The 19,458-nt window shown below is 53.0% G+C and carries 19 protein-coding genes; 7 read left to right on the top strand and 12 right to left on the bottom strand.

Annotated elements, in window-relative coordinates:
• Genes OGX90_RS10915 through OGX90_RS10905 form a run of 3 tightly spaced genes read left to right on the top strand, consistent with a single transcriptional unit; the run spans nt 1 to nt 2,271 of the window.
• Nucleotides 1–819, top strand: a complete 819-nt coding sequence (locus OGX90_RS10915; RefSeq protein WP_071446911.1) for an amino acid ABC transporter ATP-binding protein — start codon at nt 1–3, stop codon at nt 817–819.
• Complete coding sequence (locus OGX90_RS10910) at nt 819–1,604, top strand: amino acid ABC transporter permease (protein WP_286623802.1); 786 nt, start codon at nt 819–821, stop codon at nt 1,602–1,604. The genes OGX90_RS10915 and OGX90_RS10910 overlap by 1 nt, the downstream gene beginning before the upstream one ends.
• Nucleotides 1,594–2,271, top strand: coding sequence for an amino acid ABC transporter permease (locus OGX90_RS10905; protein WP_100272547.1), 678 nt, complete (start codon nt 1,594–1,596; stop codon nt 2,269–2,271). Before OGX90_RS10910 ends, OGX90_RS10905 begins: the two co-directional genes overlap by 11 nt.
• 9 nt (nt 2,272–2,280) lie before the next feature.
• Here the strand turns inward: OGX90_RS10905 and ydhT are convergent, their stop codons facing one another.
• The 9 genes from ydhT to ttrS form a co-directional block, all read right to left on the bottom strand.
• The gene (ydhT, locus tag OGX90_RS10900; protein ID WP_423220558.1) at nt 2,281–3,045 is read right to left on the bottom strand and encodes a protein YdhT; all 765 of its coding nucleotides are present in this window, start codon (nt 3,043–3,045) and stop codon (nt 2,281–2,283) included.
• Between the two features lie 51 nt (nt 3,046–3,096).
• Nucleotides 3,097–3,882, bottom strand: a complete 786-nt coding sequence (phsC, locus tag OGX90_RS10895; RefSeq protein ID WP_048235471.1) for a thiosulfate reductase cytochrome B subunit — start codon at nt 3,880–3,882, stop codon at nt 3,097–3,099.
• Nucleotides 3,879–4,547 carry a 4Fe-4S dicluster domain-containing protein gene (locus OGX90_RS10890; RefSeq protein ID WP_020996435.1) on the bottom strand — a complete coding sequence of 223 codons (669 nt, stop codon included), beginning with the start codon at nt 4,545–4,547 and terminating at the stop codon, nt 3,879–3,881. Before OGX90_RS10890 ends, phsC begins: the two co-directional genes overlap by 4 nt.
• Nucleotides 4,548–4,611: 64 nt before the next feature.
• A complete protein-coding gene (locus OGX90_RS10885; protein WP_100272549.1) occupies nt 4,612–5,277 on the bottom strand; it encodes a YdhW family putative oxidoreductase system protein in 666 nt (221 codons plus the stop codon).
• Between the two features lie 10 nt (nt 5,278–5,287).
• Nucleotides 5,288–7,390, bottom strand: a complete 2,103-nt coding sequence (locus OGX90_RS10880) for an aldehyde ferredoxin oxidoreductase (RefSeq protein WP_234692373.1) — start codon at nt 7,388–7,390, stop codon at nt 5,288–5,290.
• A gap of 120 nt (nt 7,391–7,510) precedes the next feature.
• Nucleotides 7,511–8,137, bottom strand: a complete 627-nt coding sequence (locus OGX90_RS10875; RefSeq protein ID WP_003029338.1) for a ferredoxin-like protein — start codon at nt 8,135–8,137, stop codon at nt 7,511–7,513.
• A 494-nt stretch (nt 8,138–8,631) separates the two neighbouring features.
• Nucleotides 8,632–8,841, bottom strand: coding sequence for a fumarate hydratase FumD (gene fumD, locus OGX90_RS10870; protein WP_003029345.1), 210 nt, complete (start codon nt 8,839–8,841; stop codon nt 8,632–8,634).
• A gap of 92 nt (nt 8,842–8,933) precedes the next feature.
• On the bottom strand, nt 8,934–9,518 hold the full coding sequence (ttrR, locus tag OGX90_RS10865) for a tetrathionate respiration response regulator TtrR (RefSeq protein WP_008784617.1): 585 nt from the start codon (nt 9,516–9,518) through the stop codon (nt 8,934–8,936).
• Nucleotides 9,493–11,226: a tetrathionate respiration histidine kinase TtrS gene (gene ttrS / locus OGX90_RS10860; protein WP_103014617.1), complete on the bottom strand. Its 1,734-nt coding sequence runs from the start codon at nt 11,224–11,226 to the stop codon at nt 9,493–9,495. The genes ttrR and ttrS overlap by 26 nt, the downstream gene beginning before the upstream one ends.
• 227 nt (nt 11,227–11,453) lie before the next feature.
• Here ttrS and ttrB point away from each other — a divergent pair, with 227 nt between their 5' ends.
• The 3 genes from ttrB to ttrA are packed head-to-tail and all read left to right on the top strand — an operon-like array spanning nt 11,454 to nt 16,269.
• Nucleotides 11,454–12,188: a tetrathionate reductase subunit TtrB gene (gene ttrB, locus OGX90_RS10855; protein WP_353622332.1), complete on the top strand. Its 735-nt coding sequence runs from the start codon at nt 11,454–11,456 to the stop codon at nt 12,186–12,188.
• Complete coding sequence (ttrC, locus tag OGX90_RS10850) at nt 12,189–13,211, top strand: tetrathionate reductase subunit TtrC (protein WP_234692318.1); 1,023 nt, start codon at nt 12,189–12,191, stop codon at nt 13,209–13,211. It begins immediately after the preceding gene.
• Nucleotides 13,204–16,269, top strand: a complete 3,066-nt coding sequence (ttrA, locus tag OGX90_RS10845; RefSeq protein ID WP_234692319.1) for a tetrathionate reductase subunit TtrA — start codon at nt 13,204–13,206, stop codon at nt 16,267–16,269. The genes ttrC and ttrA overlap by 8 nt, the downstream gene beginning before the upstream one ends.
• A gap of 94 nt (nt 16,270–16,363) precedes the next feature.
• On the opposite strand, the gene OGX90_RS10840 is transcribed toward ttrA, so the two are convergent.
• The 3 genes from OGX90_RS10840 to OGX90_RS10830 are packed head-to-tail and all read right to left on the bottom strand — an operon-like array spanning nt 16,364 to nt 18,881.
• The gene (locus OGX90_RS10840; protein ID WP_003029358.1) at nt 16,364–17,176 is read right to left on the bottom strand and encodes a MetQ/NlpA family ABC transporter substrate-binding protein; all 813 of its coding nucleotides are present in this window, start codon (nt 17,174–17,176) and stop codon (nt 16,364–16,366) included.
• 21 nt (nt 17,177–17,197) lie between these two features.
• Nucleotides 17,198–17,866, bottom strand: a complete 669-nt coding sequence (locus OGX90_RS10835) for a methionine ABC transporter permease (RefSeq protein WP_048214308.1) — start codon at nt 17,864–17,866, stop codon at nt 17,198–17,200.
• Entirely contained in the window at nt 17,859–18,881 is a 1,023-nt protein-coding gene (locus OGX90_RS10830) for a methionine ABC transporter ATP-binding protein (protein WP_063941515.1), read from the bottom strand. Before OGX90_RS10830 ends, OGX90_RS10835 begins: the two co-directional genes overlap by 8 nt.
• A gap of 375 nt (nt 18,882–19,256) precedes the next feature.
• On the opposite strand from OGX90_RS10830, the gene ynhH reads away from it, so the two are divergent.
• A complete protein-coding gene (gene ynhH / locus OGX90_RS10825) occupies nt 19,257–19,451 on the top strand; it encodes a protein YnhH (RefSeq protein WP_244293978.1) in 195 nt (64 codons plus the stop codon).
• Nucleotides 19,452–19,458: the final 7 nt, after the last annotated feature.

The raw sequence follows: 19,458 nt of genomic DNA, 5'->3' as shown, positions 1-19,458 counted from the left end.
ATGCTCTCAGCCCTTTTTCCTCGATCCGCAGCTTCGGCTGCGGATTTTACCCATTTGCGCCAGGCGAGCGTCGAATTACGCAATGTGATTAAACAGTATGACGCTCACACCGTCCTTAACGGCGTTAGCCTGGCGGTTGAACCCGGTGAAGTGGTGACTATTCTGGGGCCTTCCGGCTCAGGAAAGTCCACTCTTATTCGTCTTATCAACCAGCTTGAGTCGCTCAGCGGTGGCGAAATCTTCATTGATGGTAAACCGATTGGCCAGTTGCGCGGGGCGGCGTTACGCCAGCTACGTAGCCGTATCGGTTTCGTATTTCAGCAATTCAATCTCTATTCGCACCTGACTGCGCTGCAGAACATCGCGCTGGCGCTGGAATATGTTCACGGCTGGAACAAGACGGAAGCGGATCGTCGGGCACTCGAGTTATTGGAAAAGGTAGGACTGGCGGAAAAAGCCAACGCCTATGCCGCGCAGTTGTCCGGTGGGCAGCAGCAGCGCGTGGCCATCGCCCGCGCACTAGCTTCGTCGCCACAAATTATTCTGTTTGATGAGCCCACTTCCGCGCTGGATCCGGAAATGATCGGCGAGGTATTACAGGTAATGAAAAATTTGGCCCACAGCGGTATCACCATGATCGTCGTGACCCACGAAATGCATTTTGCCCGCGAGATTGCCGATCGGGTGGTTTTCATCGATGGTGGCGATATTCTGGAAGTGGCCGCGCCGGAGGATTTTTTCGTCCGACCACAGCACCCGAGAACCCAGCGTTTCCTGAAAAAAGTGCTCGACCCGTTACACCAGGAGTCATCGTCATAATGCATGCAATGGACTGGCAGGGGGTGCTGAGCGGGCAACCCCTGCAATGGATAATTTCCGGTTTTCTCACCACGCTCTGGGTGACGCTGGCAGGTACTGTGCTCGCCACGCTCATTGCCATCTCACTGCTCGGCCTGCGCCTGACGGGCAATCGTCTCGCTAAAGCGATGGTCGGGGGGTGGGTCTCGGTGTTTCGCAACACGCCTTTACTGGTGCAACTGATGTTCTGGTATTTTGCCGCCTGGAACTGGCTACCCCGTAACGTCATTAGCTTTATCAATGCCGATCATCCATGGTCAATTTTGCCGGGTGATGTCTGGTGGTTAACGCCGGAATTTATCTGTTCAGCATGGGGGTTGGGGGTATTTACCTCAGCATTTTTGGTTGAAGAGATCGCTTCGGGTTTACAGGCTGTTTCTGCCGGACAACGCGAGGCTGCCGTGGCGCAGGGGTTTTCATCCTGGGCGATATTTCGTCACATTCTGCTGCCTCAGGGGCTGGCAAACGCCTGGCAACCGATTGTTGGGCAATATCTCAACCTGATGAAGCTTTCCTCGCTTGCCAGCGGTATTGGATTTGCTGAGCTCACCTACCAGGTACGGCAAATTGAGAGCTACAACGCGCACGCGCTGGAAGCCTTTGCCGTTGGCACCGCACTCTATCTGTTTACCGGCATCGTTCTGGGTATGCTGCTTACCCGCCTTGGCCCGCAGTCTGCGTCGGGTAAATCGTCAAAGATAAGAATGCGCATCTTCAGCGTCAGGAGCATACTGCATGATCGCTAATGTTTCGGTCATTACCGACAATCTTGACTATCTCCTGTGGGGACGTGTAGCTGAGGGGCAACCCGGCGGTGTACTGCTCACTTTGCTGATGGCTATTGGTGCGGCATTGCTGGCGCTGCCTGGCGGGATCGTTCTTGCCTGTTGCGCCTGGCGATTTCCGGGCGCGGTTCGCAACGGGTTGTTTATCTGGGCGGAATTTATTCGCGGCATTCCGCTCATCTTTGTGATTTTCTGGATGTGGTATTTGCTACCCATGCTGACCGGAAGCGATCTGCCCGGTGCCGTTACCGTGACGCTGGCGCTGGCATGGTTCACCGCCGCCTCGGTGATGCACTCGGTGTATGCTGGAATTAGCGCACTGCCTGGCGGGCAGTATGAAGCGGCAGTTGTTCAGGGTTTTCGCCCGGATCAGGTCCTGTGGCTTATCTTGCTGCCGCAGGTGCTGCGTAACGTACTGCCGTCGCTGACAGGGATTTTTATTGGGCTACTGAAGGACACGTCACTGGCGTTTATCGTTAACGTGCCGGAACTCACGACGGTTGCCGGTCAGGTTAACAGCCGGGTGCAAATTTACCCCGCAGCCATTTTTATCTTTACCGGGCTGGTTTATTACCTGCTGTGCTTTAGCCTTGAAAAAATCACCCAGCGCCGATTCGCACTAAAATGACCTCTCGGCTCAACATTCCACTAACTGATGGTCTTCGTTGAGCCGATATTTCACGCCCGCCCGAATGTTATTTTCCCCTTCAACGGCAAGCGCAAAACGCATTCTTTCGCCATCGTGATAAGCCAGCGCCGCACATCCGCCGGGACCAAGAATTATCGAGTCGACAGCACCGGTACTGGCAACAACGGCGTTCTCTCCGCTGGCAATAATGTGGATATTGTCCGCGCAGTTAGCGATTTTCGCCTCTGCGCCAAAACAGGCCAGTTGGGTTAAATCACCGCTACTGGCAATCCGATTTCGGTCGCCGAGCGAACTGATACGTACGCGCATGCCGGTACTGGCGATACGCGTTCCGTCGCCCACACTGCTGATACGCGCCGAGTTTCCCGCAATCGCTATTCGCCCGCGATCGCCTGAACTGCCGATATGCGTGTTATAGCCTACACTGCCAATCCGTGCGCTGTAACCGGCACAGGCGATCTGCGCAGCATACCCGGCGCTGGCAATTTTTACGTTATCACCCGCACTGCTAAATCGGGCATAATCTTCCGCACTCGCCAACGGACGACTGGTTTCCCCCGCGGCTTGCTCACGGGAAATATTCCCCATCGCGTCAATATCCTGCTGAGCAAAACTCGCCTCTTCCCGCCATTTTGACCAGCCGTATTCCACCAGGCTATTTGCCCAATCGGTATACCCTTCCCGCTGGAGCGCGCGATGAACATCGGCATAGCTTCCTCCTGCGGGAAACGCGCGTAGAAACCAACGATACATGACGGGCCCAACACGCCAGGCCCGTAAGTCACTTCGCGTAATCATCATCGCTTAATGCCGGTGGTAGCCATCCACCATACACTTAAAGGTTTCGCCCGGCGTGCGCCCCGTAGTGCAGAGATAAAGATGCCCAAAAATGAAAAACAGACTGACTATTGCCAGCGCAAAGTGCGCCTGAAGCAGCCAGTAACGTACACCGGGGAACAGATCGCCGACAGCTACCGGGTAAAGCGATAACAATCCAGTGATCAGTAGCAGTGGCAACAAACCATACATCACGCCAACATAGGCCGCCTGCTGTAACGGATTAAATTTAGAGCGAGGTGAGGCCGGAAATGGGTGTGACTCGCCCTGCATAATGCCAAACAGGTAAAAACGAGTTTGTCTTTGCGCACGAGCGATCCAGCCCTGACGTTGAATAATATAGTGATGTCCGTTGCCGCCAATCAGGTTGATCAGCACAAAACCAATCCAGCAGGCAAGTAGCAAAAAGCCGCAGACCTCATGAACGGTAAGCAGGCTTTTCATTACCGGTGCGCTAACGGCAGAGAAGTGATTGACCAGGCCACTGACCAGAAGCAACAGAAATAACAGTGCATTCGACCAGTGCCACAGGCGGACAGCCTTCGAATATAAATAGACCTTCTCGCCGTGCCCTGCCGACGCTTTATGCGCCGCCCGAAAGCGCAGCATGGCGTGAAGTGCCAGTACCAGCCACATTCCCACCAGCATTAACCCGGCAACGACTAACCACACAGGCCAGTAGTCCGGTGAAAACAGGGGAACATACTGTGCAAGCTGGGCGTGAAACTGTTCGGCATTCTGCGACGCGTTCATACATTTTCCTTTTTAATCAAATGTTGACCGAACCGACGATACAGATGGGGCTTCCCGGCGCCTGCAAGTTGATATTCGTAATACTTGTTTTCTCGCAACCAGGTCTGAATTTCCGGGCTATCTTCACGACCGAAAATCAGCGCATGTTCCGGGCAAGCGTTAACACAGATCGGAGGGAAACCTTTCGCCAGCCGAGATTCAGCGCAGAAGTCGCATTTATCCGCCACTTTGGTTTGCGGGTTGAGATAGCGCACCTGATAAGGACACGCGCCAATACAGTAACTGCAACCAATACAGCAAGACGTATCTACTCGCACAATACCGTTCTCATCTCGCCAGGAGGCACCGGTCGGACACACCTCAATACAAGGTGCATCATCACAATGCTGGCAGGACTGACGGAAGTAGTGATACAGCGTTTCGTTGTCGTTATCGGTTACCGGAATATGCGCTATCGACAAACGGCTGCCCTGGTCAGGTACATGGTTGGTTTTCCGGCATGCACGAGCGCAAATATTGCATCCATTACACAGTGATTCGTCGTGAATCATGACGTAACGAACGGCTTTAGGGCTCCTGGTACTCGCTAACAGATTTTGACCTGGGCCGGTAAAAAAAATCACCGTCCCCATGCCAATGACAAATTTTCGTCGGGTGAAGGACATCGGGTTATCCTCTAATGCTGTGACAGTGGTCGTCCACACATTCCATGACATCAACCTGAAGAATTCAGGGGTTCTGATACTGCTCAACCTCAAGCCATTCACACAGGCCGTACGCTTTGCCATAACTCATAAAACGTTCGCTGAACAAATAAGGCTCCGCATTTGACGATTCCACAGTACGTATATCTGCGTAATCAGGGTGCGTTTCCATGGCCGTTAGCGCCGCTGAAATCTGCTGAGACTCAAAGCTGTACGGCGGTTGCGTCAACATGGCGACCTTATAGGGGCGAGGATACGTTTGACAGTCGAAGCGTACCGCCTCAGCAATCGCACGGCAGATGTCGTTTTCCACCACCTGCACGCACATGCCGGCGTAGTTTGCCGTCATGGTTTGCGTTGAGTAGAAATAGACATCTTCCGCACCCTGCACACGGGTGATATCCGCGTTATTCGCGTCCTGGCACAGCACATCCAGCAGCGCGGAGAGATCGGCTTCAGGGACCGAATAAGGTGGCTGCAGAAACACGCTGCGCGCCACCAGGTGCCCCGATGCCGAATGCTGGCGGATAAAATCTGCCACAATCGACTCCGGGCTGGCGGCTTCCTGAACCTGCGGCGCAGTCACCTGCTCGACCGGCGGGTGAAACGCCTGTAGCCAGTGTCTCTTTTGGCTATCAACCTCGTCAGGAAGCGCCCCAACGGGTGCCTGAACGTTGCTCACGTTAGTCATCTCGCGTTCCTTACGCTGGCAACAGATCCTGCGCAGCCAAATCGGCTGCCACGTCTTCAAGTCCGAGTCGGTTCAGGGTTTCGCGCGTTGGGCAACCCAACTCGGGATCCCAGCCCATTTCCTGATAGAACATCGTCAGTGACTGACGCATATCCTCCCTGTCCATCTTGTCGGTGCCTTCGGTGAAGACCGGAATTTTCGGGTCTTTATCAAACACCCAGGAGCAGATGAGATCGTGTTCATTACGCATATCTCTGGTTTGCATCAGTTTGACCGTATAGGCACGATGCAGGGTAAAGATGCGTTCAGCGGCCAGGTCCAGACTCGCCTGCGTGGTTTCATCACCGGTGACAGCCTGGAAGAATTTCGCTTCCAGATCCAAATCTCCGCGATAGTTGCGGCTCTTGAGTGGTGAAACCGTCATCGGCCAAACCCAGTTACACAGCGTAACCGCGTTATGCAGGCAGACTTTCAGCAGCGTCCATTTGGCATATTTGATCTTGGCGGCATTGATTGGGGTATAGTTTTTGGTCTCGTCGTAGGCGTCCTGCGACCCAAATAACTCGCCCGCCACTTCGCGCTGTAATTTCAGCGGCAAACCGGAACCGATGAAGTTGATATGGGTGTGCGCCATACAGTCACGGTTAAACATACAGTTGGTGATCGCCCCCACCTGCGCTGAGGCTTCGTTTGCATGATGGACCGGAAAACCAAACGGCGACCACAGTTTATTTTTGGCATAACCCCAGTACTCTTCGCCCAAATCCCAGCGTTCAGCAATGGCATACGAGCCGTCCGCAAGATGACTGAGTTCCCCCACGCGATGCGCCAGTCGATAGTAAAAATCTTTGATAAAGTTAGGATCGCCCGCCTCCAGTTGATCCCAACGGATCTCCGCGTACTCTTCGGCTGGCAGCACGCGTTTAAAGACGCCTTTCGAATAACAGTAGGTAAAGTCACGGTGCAGCTGGCCGTAGTTACACCAGATACCGTAATCGTCAAACAGGTTCAGTCCGATCAGGTTCCCTACGACTCGCCCATCGTCTTTATCGTCAAAATCTTTCGGGCCATTGGGGAAAATGGTGGTGTGAACAAAGTTCGCCACGCAGGTGTTGCCGCCGGTACTCGGCACGCCAAAATCCTTCACCCGCGGGACATTGAGCTGCGACATACAACGAATAGGGCATGAATGGCAGCCGCTCATTTTGACCGTGTATTTTTCTGCGGCTGGACCCAGATCGAACACCGATTTATAGGTACGGAAACCCACCGTATTTTGGTTGCCCGGCGGGATTTCACCGGTTTCGATTGGCCCCCCTTCTGCCGCGCCCCAGAAAAGTCCCTTACGGGCTGTCCAGCGCGAGTTTGGCGAAGAGTATTCTGCCCAGGCCTGCGGGGTGCTTGGCACAACGTGGTTGTTGTTGGCGCCGATAAGCTCGGTCATCATGTAGTCATTGAGACGCTTCATCTCTTTACGATCGGCAATGTTGACGCCTTTGGTCCCTTCTACCGCAATGGCCTTCAGGTTTTTAGAACCCATCACCGCACCCGTACCTGCACCGCCGCTGTGGTTGCGGCTGTTGATCATGCAGGACAGTGGCACCAGATTCTCACCCGCCTGCCCAATAGCGGCAACGCAGGTTTCAGGGCTGGTAATCCGGCAAATCTCTTCGGTTGTGGCGCGAGTCCCCTTGCCCCACAAGAAATCGGCTTTTTCGATGCTGACTTTATCGTCTTTGATGTTGATCCAGACCGGTGATGCGGACTTGCCTTCAATAATAATGGCGTCGTAACCGGCGAATTTCATTTGTGCAGCAAAGAAACCGCCCATATGGGCATCTACGACTAAGTTACCTTTGGTAAACGTCGATAAGGAGGTGATATTGACGCGGGAGCTACAGGGAGCGCCTGACCCCGTCAATGGTCCGGTGGCAAAAACCAGTTTATTCCCTTCATCAAAAGGCATGGTGCCTGGCGGGACTTCGTCGTACATAATTTTATAACCAAAGCCCATCCCACCGACAAATTTTTTAAATTTACTGGAATCTTCAAGGGTGATATTACCCGTGGTGAGATTGACCCGTAAAATATTACCTGTCCAACCATTAGCCATCATGTTTTCCTTTGCAAGAAGGTTTAATAGATATACCCGCCATTCTTCAGGCAGCTTTTTGATCTAAAACTGCAGTATTTTTGGCAATTAATGGCGCGAATCAGGTATGCCTGTTATCTATCAAACAGTAATATCTTTCCACTCGATAATTTTTAATGCCCCAGTCGGACAAGCATTGGCGCATTCTCCGCATAACACACATTTTGAGGATTTTTTCGTTTCGGTATTTACGGTCGCCATCATCCACGGGCAGGCTGTGGTACACGCGCTACAGCCAATACAGCGTTTGTGGTCCACCGCAATACAACCGTCTTCTTGTTTCCAGGTAATTGCACCAATTGGGCAGACCTTCATGCACTGCGGATCTTTACATTGTCGGCAGGTATCAGCGGTATAGTTTAAATCGCCATACAGCCCACCACCGGACCCGACGCCATCATCGCCAAAGAAGAAATTGCGATGGATTTTTATCCGGGAAAAGAAGGTCCCTACGGCACCATCGTTATAATTGGTACAGGATATTTCACAGCGGTGACAGCCCGTACAGCGGGCTCGCTGGGTCACCAGAACCCCTTTCGGCGTATTGATAAGCCCCACGGTCCCACTATCGACATCTTCCTGCTTACAACCAAATAGGGATAACAGCGCGGGGGCAATCGTTAATCCCGCCAGTCCTTTCCCTGATATCCGCAGGAATTCTAGTCGCGTTAAACCACAATCTAAAAATGGACGATCAACCTGGTTCATTTATTTCGCATCCTCTTCGCAAATGCTGTGGTAGCAACACATCCAGGCTAATTTAAACCAGCGCAGCTCAAGCCATATCGGGCGGTTAATGTTGCCAACAACACGTAAATTTTTGCCCTAACCTGATCGCGTAAATGACGGTGGTTAAACTGAATGAATCTAATCCTTTAGGGTTAGGCGCAGAAATAATGTGGTTATTCAGCATACATAGTCTTGATCGTCATCAATTAAAAAACGGAAGGGATATAATTAATGCGGAGTGAGATTTATTATCATTAAGAAATGGAGTGAAATAGCAGCCCATTTAAATTACAAATATTTGTGAACCCTCTCCCAAATATAATATTGCACGGCCACCGATATATAAATAAATACATATCGATTTATAGTTCTCTACAACCAATTATTAACGGAGATAAATTATATAGATTGATAGATTAACGTATCGAGAATAAGAGGACGGCAAAAAATTTCTGCGGTCCTCTTTTTATGAATTAACCGGCCAATGCTTTAATTACGGTCTCAATAGCCTGTTTTTCTAACTCACTGCGCTTCACGCGCTGGTTAGCAAGGGTGGTTCTCAGTACTCCCGCAATGACGATATGCTTAGGTTCTTGTCCCAGATCGCGCATTTCCAGCACTACTTTACCGACTACTCTGCACATTTCACGGTACAACTCGTCGTCTTTCGTCTGATTTCCCATTTTTGCCCGCTCGTCATTAACTCAAACCAACAGCATATATCACTCTGAGGATTTAGACAAAATTCAATGAAAATCAAATAAATGTCATCATTCTACTGAACTCTCTGAAGTCGATTAACGAGCTCAGCAAGACTTCCTGCCTGCATTTTTTCCATCACCCGCGCCCGGTGCACTTCAACCGTACGCACGGCAATATTCATGGCATCAGCAATTTCCCGATTCATTAACCCTTTTGCTACCAGATGCGCCAGTTCCCGTTCTTTTGGCGTAAGTTGTTGGTAGCATGAGATGATCTCTTGTCGCGAGAACGCCGCTGCCGAGACCTGCAAGGCATGTTCTAATGCCGCCTGAAGCGGCACGGCTGACACGGGTTTTTGCAAAAAATCGACCGCGCCACGTTTCATTTGCTCAACCGCCATCGGCACATCGCCGTGCCCGGTGAGAAAGACCACCGCCAGCGTACTTGCTTTCTGACGCATGATTTCATGCACAGCGTGCCCATCCAGTACCGGCATACGCATATCCAGCAGTAGTACGCCCACCTGGTGCAAATTTGCCTCGGCGAGGAATTTCTCGCCTTGCTCCCAGCAAGACACTTCATATCCCAGACTTTCCAATAAAAACGCACAGGCCTGGGTAACGGCAATGTCGTCATCCAGCAGATGAATTATCGCCACTACGGCCTCCTTCCTGATTTGGCTTAAAATACAATGTCACTCTCGCCCCCGCTTTACCGTCCGGGGCCTGCTGATTTTTGATCTCAATATCTCCGTTTGCGTAGCGCACCAGTCGCTGACAAATGGCCAGTCCTAGTCCCATACCTTCTTTACGGGTGGTCATAAACGGCTGAAACGCCTGATACAACTGAGCCTCGTCAATGCCTCCGGCATTATCCTGCACCTGAATACGCACGCCGCCATCCTTGTGCAGGGCGCTAAACCATACCGTCGTAGCGCCTGCCTGGGCGGCATTGAGTACCAGATTAGCCAGCACCTGCTCAAGAAGAACGCTTGGCAGCATCAACGTTAACGCCTTGCTAACCTGCGTGTGCAGCGTTACCGCCGGGAATTGCTGGGGCATGCGCAGTAATTGCCAGACGTGATGGATAGCATCGTGAACGTTGATGGCTTGCCAGTCATCGGAGAGTACCGGATTGCCCTGTGCCTGGCTGACCCACTGCCGGAGATTGCGCAGCGTATCGGCTCCTCGCTGTGCCTGGGCGTCTATGTGCTCAAGCGCGGGCAGCAACGGATGCTGCTCATCCTGACCACGCAGGCGAATTAGACAGCCTTGGGCATAATGACGGATAGCAGACAACGGCTGATTGAGTTCATGGGCAAAACCGGAGGTCATCTCCCCCAGCACGCTCATTTGGCGGGCAGTCTCCAGCGCCTGTTCCTGTTTGTGCAACAACACGTTGTTCCGCTCCAGCTGCCTGCCACGTCGGCGAACCAACAGCATCACCCAGATGTAATTGAGCGTAAGCAACAGCAATACGATGACCACGCCCCCCATCGCCAGTCGGTGTTGAATAAACCAGCTTTTGACATCCAGCCACAGCTGACGCTGCTGCGGATGCTGTCGGACGTCGCGCAGCAACGCTTCTACTTCACGGGTCGAGGCGGGCGCGCCCCAGCGAAACGTCGCGTTTTGCGGTGCATTGAACAGTACCCGCGTAACGCGATCGGCCAGCTCGTCACTTACTGCAGGTAGTGCGGCAAATGACCAGTCCGGATAGAGCGGCGTACTGGTTAAACAGGGAATTGAAGTCGGATGATTCAACACGGTCATAAAATCGGTTTTACGGATGAGGCCTTCTTCATCCATTTTTTCCAGCAGGCACACCGGCACGATCACCGCCTGCACGGCTTTTTCACGTAATAAATAGAGTAAGGCATCGGCGGGAAATCCGGTAAACGTCAGACGTAAATCACGTTCAGGGCGCAGACCGGCATCACTGAGCGCTTTATATCCCAGCAAATAGCCGCCAAACGCCTGAGCATCAATGGCGCCAACCGTTTTGCCGATCAGATCGTGTGCGGAGGTTAACCCACTGTCGCGCCTGACGAGAATGGCGCTGCCAATCACGTTACTGGTGGCTTTCCCACCACGGGTGGAGCGTAACGACGCCAGCCAGCGTAGCGCTGAGCGGCTGTTAAGCTGGACAAACTGCGCCGGATTGGTGACCACAAAGTGTACCGTTCCACGATTCACCGCCTCCTGCATCTGCCGCAGGTCCAGCGGTTGAATATGAAACTGCTCACCGGGGATTTGCTGATTCAACAAGGTTTCCAGCGGCTGCCAGTGATTACGTGTTGAAACCTCCCCGCGCATCGCCAAAACGCCAATGTTCCATGTCTGCGCCCTGACCGCGCCGCTTAGCATCCACAGCGACGCCAGCACCGTCAGACATCTTACTACGTTGCGTCCCACTCAATTGTCCCTGTCAATTATGTTGTTTTAGATCAACAACAAGCCGGGTATGTGGTTAACCACAATAGAGTATACCCCGTCACGATTTTTACACTGTAAATCATTGAGATTCTTTATTCATCACACGCAAATCAACGGCGTGACCAATGTTTCGTTGTTGCATCGTGACGGGAGAAAATATGGACAGCAGTAAACGGCAGTTTCTCCAGCAACTGGGCATCCTGACCGCTGGCGCATCACTGGTTCCGCTGGCTCAGGCGCAATTTCCCTTTTCGCCTGAACGCCACGAAGGCTCACAACAGCATCGCTACGCCATGCTGGTTGACCTGCGACGCTGTATCGGCTGCCAGGCCTGTACCGTCAGTTGCGCCATTGAAAACCAGACGCCACAGGGCGAATTTCGTACCCTCGTCAACCAGTATCAAGTACAGATTGAAGGCCAGCAAAGCGTTACCAACGTCCTGCTGCCGCGACTGTGCAACCATTGTGATAATCCCCCTTGCGTGCCCGTTTGCCCGGTACAAGCCACTTTCCAACGCGAAGACGGCATTGTGGTGGTCGACAACACACGCTGCGTGGGCTGCGCCTATTGCGTGCAGGCCTGCCCTTATGATGCGCGATTCATCAACCATGAAACGCAAACCGCCGATAAATGTACCTTTTGCGTTCACCGCCTAGAAGCGGGGCTGCTCCCGGCCTGTGTGGAATCCTGTGTCGGCGGCGCGCGCATCATTGGCGATATTAAAGATCCGCACAGCCGCATTTCACAAATGCTGCATGAACACCATGACGCCATCAAAGTCCTGAAGCCGGAAAGCGGTACGTCTCCTCACGTGTTCTATCTGGGACTGGATGAGGCGTTTGTCACCCCATTGATGGGACGAGCTCAACCCGCTCTCTGGCAGGAGGTTTAAATGAACCATTCACTGATTATCGACGAGGTTCTGGCCCATCCCCAGGACGTAAGCTGGTTACCCTGGGCCGTACAATACTTTTTTTTCATCGGCATTGCCGCCTGCGCCGCGCTATTCGCCTGCGTTCTTCACTGGCGCAAAAAAGAAACGGCAGACCTGGAGAATCTGACGCTGTTGATTGCCCTGACCTGCGCGATTACCGCGCCACTGGCGCTGACCGCTGATCTACACCAAACCGCCCGCGTCTGGCACTTCTATGCGTATCCGACGCCATGGTCCTGGATGCCGTGGGGCGCGCTGTTTTTACCGCTGTTTACCGGTTTTTTAGGTCTGTGGTTTCTGGCGCAGCATGTGAAACGGCTAACGCTAAAAAGTTACAGTGTCACAAAATGGTTAGCGCTTGGTAGCGCGCTGTCCGCCATCGGATTGCTGGTTTACACCGGCCGTGAAGTGTCGGTGGTACAGGCGCGTCCCATTTGGTTCAGTTACGCCTTTCCGGTTGCGATGTTCCTCAGCGCGCTGCAAACATTTCTTGCCCTGCTTATTGCCACGACAAATAACAAGGACGCACTACCGCGTAAGCTAGCGTGGGGGCAAATGGTCACGTTGATCGCGCTGGCTATCGTGGTGGCGATCTGGGCGAGTGGAAATACGCTTTCCGGTTCGGCTATCCGTCAGTGGCTGGATGTTGCCTCTTCAGCACAACACTACGCTATCGGTTGGGTTGCGCTATGGCTTGTTTCGCTTGCTCTTTGCGGGTTGGTTGTACGTTACCCCTTATCGCTACCGCTGCGCATATTACTCGCTTTTAGCGCTATGGCGCTGTGCTGGCTAATGCGCTGGACGTTACTCATCCAGGTGCAGACCGTACCGAAATTTAACGCGCAGTTTAATCCCTATACCCTGCCCGGCGGCACCGATGGCTGGCTGGCTATTGTGGGTACCTTCGGCCTGTGGATAGCACTGATTATTATTGTTCGTGAAGCCCTGAACGCGATCGCAAGGAGAATGCAACATGGCTAATTTAACCCGTCGTCAGTGGCTTAAAGTGGGCCTTGCCGTAGGTGGCATGGTGACTTTTGGCCTGAGTTATCGGGATGTGGCAAAGCGCGCGATAGACGGTTTGTTGGACGGAACCTCGGGCAAAATTACCCGTGACCGCATTTTTGCCAACGCGCTAATCCCAGAAGCCAACGCCCGGCCTCACTGGCAGCAAAACCCGCAGCAGGTGATCTCGATGACGCAGTGCTTTGGTTGCTGGACGCAGTGTGGTGTACGGGTTCGCGTTGACACTGAGCAAGGCAAAGTGCTGCGCATTGCGGGCAACCCTTATCATCCGTTGTCGCACGAGCACCATATAGACGCCTCCGTCCCCTTTGCCACGGCAATGGAACAATTGGCCGGGGAGTCAGGTCTTGACGCACGTTCCACCGCCTGCGCCCGTGGCGCAACCTTACTCGAAGGTCTGTACAGCCCGCTACGTATTCTGGAGCCTATGAAGCGTGTCGGTAAACGCGGTGAGGGAAAATGGCAGCGCATCAGCTTCGAACAGCTGATCAAAGAGGTGGTGGAAGGTGGCGATTTGTTTGGTGAAGGCCACGTTGATGGTCTGAGAGCTATCCACGATCCCACTACACCGCTTGATGCGAAACATCCCGGCTTTGGCCCAAAATCCAATCAACTGCTGGTCACCAATACCAGCGATGAAGGACGTGATACCTTTTTACGTCGCTTCGCACTGAACAGTTTCGGCAGTAAAAACTTCGGTGCTCATGGCGCTTACTGCGGCCTGGCCTATCGGGCCGGTTCCGGCGCGTTAATGGGCGATCTGGATAAAAATACCCACGTGAAACCCGACTGGGATAACGTCGAATTCGCGCTGTTTATGGGCACCTCTCCGGCGCAATCCGGCAACCCGTTTAAGCGCCAGGCCCGCCAATTGGCCAGCGCCCGTTTACGTGACGACTTCCGCTATGTTGTGGTGGCGCCAGCCCTGCCATTAACCACGGTGCTGGCTGACGATCGCGGCCACTGGCAACCCGTACGACCGGGAAGCGACTCCGCGCTGGCTATGGGAATGATAAGCTGGATTATCGATGAACAACGCTATAACGCTGATTATCTCGCCATTCCCGGTGTGCAGGCCATGCAGCAGGCTGGAGAAAAAAGCTGGACTAACGCTACGCATCTGGTGATTACCGATGAAATTCCAACGCTTGCCGGACAGCACCTGACCCTCGCCCATCTGAGTGCAAACGCAGCCCAGGAGCCGGTGGTCGTCAACGAGGCCGGTGAGATTGTCGCCGCCAGCAGTTGCCCGCGCGCTCAGCTGTTTGTTACCCGTGAAGTGACGCTGGCCGACGGGCAGACAGTAACAGTAAAAAGCAGCTTCCAGTGTCTGCGTGAGTCCGCAGAGAAACTGTCGCTAACGCAGTACAGCCAGCAGTGTGGGGTGTCAGAAGCAGACATTGCCGCTCTGGCCGACGCATTCACCCGCCACGGGCGTAAAGCGGCAGTGATCACGCACGGCGGTATGATGGCAGGTAATGGATTTTATAACGCCTGGTCGGTAATGATGCTCAATGCGCTTATTGGTAACCTCAGCCTTGAAGGCGGCGTGTTCGTCGGCGGCGGCAAATTTAATGGCGCCACCGACGGTCCGCGCTACAACATGGACAGCTTCGCCGGGAAGGTAAAACCGAAAGGGTTAAGCATCGCGCGCAGTAAAACCGCTTATGAGTCTTCGGAAGAGTACCGCAATAAGGTGGCTGCCGGGCAATCGCCCTTCCCGGCTAAAGCGCCGTGGTATCCGTTTGTCGCCGGTCAGCTTACCGAACTCCTCGTCTCGGCGCTTGAAGGTTACCCTTATCCGCTGAAAGCCTGGATCTCCAACATGACCAACCCGTTTTACGGCATTGCGGGGATACGCGGCGTGGCGGAAGAAAAGCTCAAGGATCCTGCTCGTCTGCCGCTGTTTATTGCCATTGACGCCTTTATGAACGAAACCACGGCGCTGGCAGATTACATCGTGCCGGATACCCACAACTTCGAAAGCTGGGGATTCAGCGCTCCGTGGGCGGGCGTGGCCAGCAAAGCCACCACTGCGCGTTGGCCAGTTGTCAGATCGGCGACCAGCCTCACGGCTGACGGTCAACCGGCCTCGATGGAGTCTTTCTGTATCGCAGTGGCAAAGCGCATCGGGCTACCTGGATTCGGCGACAATGCAATTACCGATCCGCAAGGTAATCACTACCCGTTAAACCGTGCGGAAGATTACTACCTGCGTCTCGCGGCCAATATTGCGTTTATGGGCAAAGCTCCGGTTGCAGAAGCACAGCCGGAAGACATAGCGCTGACTGGGGTCCAGCGGATCATGCCTGTGATGACCCAAACGTTGAAAACCGATGAAATCAGCCGAGTGGCGTTTATCTACTCCCGCGGCGGGCGCTTTGCGCCGGACAACAGCGGGCGAGTTGATAACCGCGTCGGCAATGCCTGGGAAAAACCGCTCCAAATCTGGAATGCGAACGTCGCCGCGCACCGCCATGCGATTACCGGCGAGCGCTTCAGCGGCTGCCCGGCCTGGTATCCTTCACGTCTGTCAGATGGACGTGCGGTCGAGGAGTTGTTCCCGGAACAAGAGTGGCCGTTGAAACTGATTTCCTTTAAATCCAATACCATGTCCAGCGCCACGGCGGTTATCCCACGCCTTCATCATCTGAAGCCGGTTAATCTGGTGGCGCTTAATCCACAGGATGGTCAGCGGTATGGTTTAGCACACGGCGATATCGTGCGTATCACCACCCCCGGTGGTCAGGCACAAGCGCAGATAAGCCTGCTGCATGGCGTCATGCCGGGTGTTATCGCCATCGAGCATGGTTACGGGCATAAAGAAATGGGCGCGGCACGGCATACCCTCGACGGTGAGCCGATGGCGTTTGATGAGCAGATTAAGTCGGGGATTAATCTCAACGAATTGGGTTTTGCGGACCCAACTCGACAGGTAGCCAATACCTGGCTTGACTGGGTGTCGGGTGCGTCGGTGCGTCAGGGGTTGCCAGCGAGAATTGAGCGAGTGTAGCTCTGGTGCCGCATGGCATCGCGAACGCGTTTTACCCGGCCTACAGGACGTCGTAGGCCGGATAAAGCACTGCCGCCACCCGGCAAAAAGCAGATTAGTTGTTTACCGGGATCACCGCACCTTTATATTTAGTACGGATCCAGTCCTGGATCTCTTTTGAATGCAGGACATCAACCAGCGCTACGATATCCTTTTTCTTCTCGTCGCCACGATGCACGGTAATGATGTTGGCATACGGGTTGTTTTCACCACTTTCAACGGCAATAGGATCTTTCACTGGATCCAGCCCGGCGTCGATGGCGTAGTTGGCGTTAATCACCACCGCATCGCCTTCGTCGTTGTTATACATCTGCGGTAACAGCGCGGCTTCCACGTTTGGCAGGAACTTCAGCTTTTTCGGGTTTTCGACGATATCGCTAATGCGCGCGGTTACTTTATCCACGCCCGGCTTCAGCTTGATCACCCCCTCTTTTTCGAAAATCGACAGAATACGGCCTTCCTCAGATACCGCGTCACGCATGATGACTTTGCCGCCTTCCGGCAGATCTTTAAGTGATTTCACTTTTTTCGAATAGATACCAATCGGCTCAATATGAATCGCTCCGGCGCTGACGAAGTCATACGTTTTATCGCCTGCATGGTCTTTAATCACGCTGTTCAGGTACGGAATATGCTGGAAGTAGTTGGCGTCAATCTCACGGCCAGCCAGCGCAGTGTTCGGCAGAATGTAATCCTGGAACGGTTTAATCTCCAGATCGATCCCCTGCTTCGCCAAAATCGGTTTGGCCTGTTCAAGGATCTCCGCATGCGGCACGTTAGACGCGCCAACGGTCAGAGTATCAGCCCAGGAGGCAAAGCTCAGGGCGCTTAAGGTTGCTGCGGCGAGTAACGTCAGTGATTTTTTCATGATAATGGTTTCCGTATTTTATTAGCGTTTATCTAACAGAGAGGTGATCACATCGCCGCAAAGCTGGATGATGAAGACAATGAGCAAAATCGTCACCGTCGCCACCAGCGTGACGTCGCTGTGGTTGCGCTGGAATCCTTCCAGATAGGCCAAATTCCCTAAACCACCGGCACCAATTACCCCTGCCATCGCGCTGTAGCTAACCAACGCAATTAGCGTCACGGTGATCCCGGACACCAGAGCAGGAGAGGATTCCGGCAGTAAAACTCGAAAAATAAGTGTGCTCAGTCGTGCGCCCATTGAACGCGTCGCTTCAATAACGCCTTTATCCACTTCACGCAGAGCGATTTCGACCAGACGCGCATAAAACGGCGCTGCCCCCACGATCAGCGCAGGCAACGCGGCATTGGCGCCGAGAATGGTGCCTACCATCGCTTTGGTAAACGGGATCAGCAGCACGATCAAAATGATGAATGGGATCGAACGAAAGATATTCACCACCAGCGAAATAGCGCTATATACCGCGCGATTAGGGAATAATCCGCCGCGCGCTGTCAGGAACAATGCCAGGCCAAGCGCGATGCCCAGAATAAAGGTCGCCGCCCCCGAAAGAGCTGTCATATACAGCGTTTCCTGGGTTGCCGCTAACAGTTGATCCCACTTCAGATGGGGAAACAGTTCTTCAGCCATGTTGAATCACCTCGCCTTCAATGTCGCTCTGGCGCAGGTCGGCCAAAATATTGTTCAATTGTTCCTCAGAGGCCACCACGTGCACCCAGAGTTGCCCAAACACGCCGTGTGCGGTTTGCGTCATCTTGCCGTGCAAGATGTTGAACGGCAGGCCATAGCGCAGGGTCAATTCCCCAACCACAGGTCGATGGGTACGTTGCCCGGTAAAGGTTAATTTGATAACCACCCCACCCAACTCGCTTGCCAGCTGCGGATTAAACTCGTCTTCTTCGGTGTACTGGCTAACCTGACGAACAAACTGTCGGGTAATAGGCTGCTGAGGATGGGTAAAGACGCTGAGCACATCACCTTCCTCAACGACCTTGCCGTTTTCCATTACCGCGACGCGATCGCAGATTTTGCGTACCACGTGCATTTCATGAGTGATCAGCACAATGGTCAATTTGAAGCGACGGTTTATATCGAGGAGTAAATCGAGGATCTGATCGGTAGTTTGCGGATCCAGCGCCGAGGTGGCTTCGTCACACAGCAGGACATCTGGATTGTTCGCCAGCGCGCGAGCAATTCCTACACGCTGTTTTTGCCCACCGCTGAGCTGGGAAGGATACGCATTTTCACGACCGCTCAGCCCAACCAGCGTAATCAGTTCAGCAACCCGCGCTTTGATGGACGCTTTGGACGCACCGGCGATTTGCATAGAGAACGCAATGTTTTCGCTAACGGTCCGCGACCACAGCAAATTGAAGTGTTGAAACACCATGCTGATTTTCAGTCGCGCCTGGCGTAACGATTCCCCACTGGCGGCCGAGATATCGTGGCCGTTAATCGTCACGCTGCCAGAGGTTGGTTTTTCGAGACCATTGAGCAAACGAATTAAGGTGCTTTTACCTGCCCCGCTGTAACCAATAATGCCGTAAATCTGTCCCTGTTCAACCGTCAGGTTGACGTTATCGACAGCGGTGATGGCAAGCCTGCCTGGCGTAAACACTTTCGAAATATTTTTCAGGACAATCATGTCGTTTAGGTATCCGCTGCTGCTTATTGTTCTTCTGCTAGCGCTTTTGGCTGTTTAGCAGTATGGATGTCCAAACGAGTGTAATCAGTGGAATTGGCTTTTAAAATGAATTAAAACGAATTTGATATAACTTTTAGGAATATAGTGCTGTATCGACGTCAACGATATAAAACGTAGCCATCGAGATGTTAAATGCAGTTTGTTGCGCAACAAATCGCAACGCCCGATAACCTCTTTATCCATACCGATGAACAAATTAATGAATAATTTTTGTAAAACTGCACAGAAGTGTTTTGAAACGCTGTTTCCATTTTCCTTTTTGATAATTTTCAGCGTATAATGCGCGCCAATTGTCTCTTGAATGGTTTCAGCACATTGACCTGTAAAACTCAACGACTACAGAACTCACCATCCCGTTGGGCTGAAACACAAGCACACATTCCTCTGCACGCTTTTTCGATGTCACCTATCCTTAGAGCGAGGCATCACAACTTTCGTAACTCAGGTTTAGCTTCCCATCCGTGCGCGATGGGAGCCAGATTTCCATATCCTTCTCAACTTAAAGACTAAGACTGTC

The sequence above is a fragment of the Citrobacter sp. Cpo012 genome, from assembly GCF_030333015.1.
Lineage (GTDB): Bacteria > Pseudomonadota > Gammaproteobacteria > Enterobacterales > Enterobacteriaceae > Citrobacter > Citrobacter portucalensis.
The sequence above is the reverse complement of the archived record's forward strand: the minus strand, read 5'-3'. Positions and strand labels throughout refer to the sequence as shown.